The sequence below is a fragment of the Falsihalocynthiibacter sp. S25ZX9 genome, from assembly GCF_041205405.1.
GTDB lineage: Bacteria > Pseudomonadota > Alphaproteobacteria > Rhodobacterales > Rhodobacteraceae > Falsihalocynthiibacter > Falsihalocynthiibacter arcticus.
This window is the reverse complement of sequence record NZ_JBGFCD010000045.1, coordinates 1-3,599: the sequence shown is the minus strand read 5'-3', so window position 1 is coordinate 3,599 and position 3,599 is coordinate 1. Positions and strand designations below refer to the sequence as shown.

Below are 3,599 nucleotides of genomic sequence, written 5' to 3'. Positions count from 1 at the left end.
GGTCAGTGCGATCCGCACCGCATCTTCCCTAAATTCGTCTGTTCGTTTCAGTCCCATGCTCAGTCTCCTTTGTTGCAGTAAATGCTATCAAAGGAGCGGCATCAAACCGTGACAGGTCCAGTTCTAAATAATGTTGATACAGAGCGACCCTGGCATCGAGCAAGGGCACGAGAGCATGTGCCAGAACGTCATCGATCTCGATCATCGGCCGTACAACGCTGTCGAAGCTACCATGCTTAACTGTTTGAGGAAGGCGGACGCCAAATACCTTCAAAAGCCCACGAACCTCATTGGCTAAATCCATGGTCTTCTTCAGCAAGGCTTTGCGTGTACTTAACAACGCGCGAAGCCCATGGGCCTCACGGCTTTTCATATGGACAGGACTAAACCAGCCAGTGCGCAATATTTGCGCGATGCCTCGAGCATCTGTTTTGTCGGTCTTATTTCTCATCGCTGACAGAGCAGCGCACACTTGGCGGGCCTCCATGCAGACAACATCAAAACCTTCATCGCGCAGGCCAAAGAAAAGATGCTGGCTCATTGATCCAGCCTCAAAGCCAACACGTTCAATCGGATGTGGGAATGCCTCAAGGCATTCGGCGATACCACTGACCTCACAAGGCAGTTCACGTTCGAACAGCACTGTTCCTTTACTGTCCACAATGCAAAGCGCACAGGATCGCAACGACACATCTAATCCAACATAATATTCGATCACCTATCTCCCTTGTTCACAGCTATTCTGTGATCTTAGTGGGAGCTTGGCCTAAAAGCGAAAGGCTGCCCAATTACACATGCTTTCCGCCCATTTCTGCCTGGGGTCCTACCGGCCCAAACCTGCCTTTCGCAAAGGGCCGCCACGCCGCAGTTCAGCTTCCCCAAAGCGGACATCGGCGATTGTTACACCGATGTCCGCTAGTGTTTTTGATACTTCCTACGGATGTTCAAGGCCGTAAAAGCGCTCCCTACTAGGCGTCTAAGATTGTGGTTACCGTTTCGCGGAAGAAATCCAAAACGCCGTCGGTCTCATGTGAAATGATATAAGTGAGGCTGGTGACGTCGCGTTGCCGCACGCCGTAGAAGAAGCGCTGATTGAAATGGGTCAAGTGCCAGCCATCTCCCAACACAAACGTTTCTACACTTAGCGCCTCGGTGCCTTTCGGGAAAACCTCCCGACCTAGCCGTTCGATCATGGCCATCATGCCTTCGCGGGAAGTCGCTTGTTGCCAACTGGTATCCGCTTCGTCGCGAAAATGATCGATACGGAAATCAATGTCGTCTGAAATCAGTTCGAACATCGATGGATCACCAGCAACGAACTTGGTGAGTACTTTGCTGATGGCGGTCGTCTCGGGTTTTACGGGGGTCATACGCATATTCAAACGCTCCTATTTGCAGTCATGAGGCGTATATACGGCGACCTTTAGTAGAAGGTAATTGCTATTCTATTTGGTTGTTGTATAGCTAAAACCTATGGTAGAATTAAACACACTGCGTTATTTTTCGAGCGCATTTGAAACAGGGACGTTCAGCAAGGCCGCACGCCTCAATGGTGTCAGTCAGCCTACAGTGTCTGCGGCGATCCTGAAGCTGGAAGACCGATTGGGGATGCCTCTGTTCCAGCGTTCGAAATCAGGGTTGGTGCCAACGGCACTTGCCCGCAAGCTTTATTACGACACTGTGGATAGCGTGAGCCACCTCTCGACGCTGGAAAGCCGTCTGCGGGATCAACCCCAGAAGATCGTCCGAATCCACTGTGCTCCTGACATGCTGATTCACGGGCTTGCACCGGGCTTGCACAGTTTGCGCCGGAGCATAGCGAACCTGACCTTTCGTTTTACTGAGGACCCGGACGACAGCGATCTCGCGTATGTGTCGGATAAATGCGTCCCGAGCTCGCACGAATTTATTCCTACCGCGGACGAGGCGTTTCGCATTGCCGTTGCGCGTTTCCATCCCTTCGCCGGGATGTCCGGCATCCGTCTCGCCGACCTTCAAGGCGAGCCTCTGATCCACCGGCCATATTGTCCGAATGCCGATCGCATGGATCTGGCTACGATTCAGACTTCCGCCGCGGCGCAAGCGATGAACGATCCGCAACTGCTTGATTTGGTGGCCGCTGGCTTAGGCATCGCCTTTGTGCCGCAATCACACGGAGATAGCCGCGAAAACATCATAGTGCGTCCGCTGATTGATGCGGATGCTGGGTCTCGGAGGATCGGGGTTTCTCATCGCAAATCCGCCTTCGCTGCAAATTTGGCCGAGAGGTTGACAACAATTGCTCCGTCGAAAAATCTGGAAAACCCGATCTAGTTCACTATTTAGGTATGTGAATAACCGGTTGAGGATACCCTGAATGAATATCAATAGACATTCACCTTAACCGACATTCTGCTGCGAAGCCATACTGCTGCTGTTCGCTGAGCTTGCATGGAGTCCAAATTGCAAATTTCCGAGTCCTGTCGAATGTCCGGATTAACAGATGCCATTCTTCGGTATGACATGAGGGTAATTTACACGCGCGCTTCGAAAAGATGAGCTTCCTGCGGCACAATGAAGACATTGTTGACAGCATATTTTTCAAGCCTAACGGCAACATCTTCGACAACTGCGCGCGTAACGGCTTCACCTGAATCGCTTAAGTCCTTTTCCACAGGCAACGCCATAATCTGTTCGAAAAGATTTTCGAACCGCCGTTCAAGTACAATTTTTTGATGGGCCTCAATGACGAAACCGACTTCTTCAAAAAGTTCCGTGATTACATCCGCATCGCGGAAAGAAAACGGCGCTTTTGCTTTGTTAGATGCAGCTTCGCCAACATGATCGGCTAAAGCTTCGGACAGCGCTCCGTTAAACGGTGAAACCGCACTCCAGCAGGTTAGTTTGAGTTTCCCACCCGCTTTGAGCACGCGCCGAATTTCCGCCAGCGCTGCTGGTTTGTTTGGAAAAAACTGTAAGCCCTGTTGACAGAAGGCCAAATCAAAGCTTCCATCCTCAAACGGAAGTTCGCAAACATCAGAAGCAACATATGCCGCATCATGGGCATCCGACGGATGGCGTTGTCTCGCCAAGTCAATCATTGTTTCATTCAAGTCTGCGCCAACAATGCGGCCATCCCCAAGAAGACGTTTGGCAATTTCGCGTGTCAGAGCCCCCGTACCGCATGCGATATCAATAATATGCGCACCTTCTGGTAAAGACATTTTATCCAACGTAGCCCGCGCCAATGGCGCAAACATCGCAGGCACACTATGACTGTCATATTTTTGCGCTGCCGCATGTGTTAAGCGAAATTTGTCCATTTCAATCCCTCTTGTCCAAGATGTCGACAGGTTCCCGCGTGTAGGTAACGTACCATAAGCGACCGGACTGCGTCCCAATTTTCTAGGGGGCACGTTCGCGAGTTTTGTTCAAATCAGCTTCTAAAACGTGCTAAAGCTAACATTTTAGGACTCGGCTGGAAGTGGCGTTTTGTCCGGAGGCTGTGTGGAAACCCGGCTGATCTTGGTGCCCTTAAGAGTTTTTGACGTTCGTGTCCATTTTGGCACGATATCGTTATTCCGCTACCCTGATGGATCATGGTGGCGCTCAGGACAGTC

General features: G+C 51.1%; 4 protein-coding genes. 1 reads left to right on the top strand and 3 read right to left on the bottom strand.

The window, feature by feature from the left end:
- Positions 1-28: 28 nt before the first annotated feature.
- Both AB9F29_RS21100 and AB9F29_RS21095 read right to left on the bottom strand, forming a co-directional pair.
- Positions 29-718, bottom strand: a complete 690-nt coding sequence (locus tag AB9F29_RS21100; protein WP_369757150.1) for a transposase — start codon at positions 716-718, stop codon at positions 29-31.
- Positions 719-968: 250 nt separating this feature from the next.
- A complete protein-coding gene (locus AB9F29_RS21095; protein ID WP_369757149.1) occupies positions 969-1,376 on the bottom strand; it encodes a hypothetical protein in 408 nt (135 codons plus the stop codon).
- Between the two features lie 97 nt (positions 1,377-1,473).
- Between AB9F29_RS21095 and AB9F29_RS21090 the strand changes: the two genes are divergently transcribed.
- Positions 1,474-2,313 (top strand): LysR family transcriptional regulator, encoded by an 840-nt coding sequence (locus AB9F29_RS21090; RefSeq protein WP_369757148.1) that lies wholly within the window; start codon positions 1,474-1,476, stop codon positions 2,311-2,313.
- Positions 2,314-2,513: 200 nt separating this feature from the next.
- On the opposite strand, the gene AB9F29_RS21085 is transcribed toward AB9F29_RS21090, so the two are convergent.
- The gene (locus AB9F29_RS21085) at positions 2,514-3,302 is read right to left on the bottom strand and encodes a class I SAM-dependent methyltransferase (RefSeq protein ID WP_369757147.1); all 789 of its coding nucleotides are present in this window, start codon (positions 3,300-3,302) and stop codon (positions 2,514-2,516) included.
- Between the last annotated feature and the right edge of the window lie 297 nt (positions 3,303-3,599).

What these genes read in the sequence shown, in the direction of transcription:
- AB9F29_RS21090 (WP_369757148.1), top strand. Translation starts at nt 1,474, where the DNA reads ATGGTAGAATTAAACACACTGCGTTATTTTTCGAGCGCATTTGAAACA.
- AB9F29_RS21085 (WP_369757147.1), bottom strand. Translation starts at nt 3,302, where the DNA reads ATGGACAAATTTCGCTTAACACATGCGGCAGCGCAAAAATATGACAGT.
- AB9F29_RS21095 (WP_369757149.1), bottom strand. Translation starts at nt 1,376, where the DNA reads ATGCGTATGACCCCCGTAAAACCCGAGACGACCGCCATCAGCAAAGTA.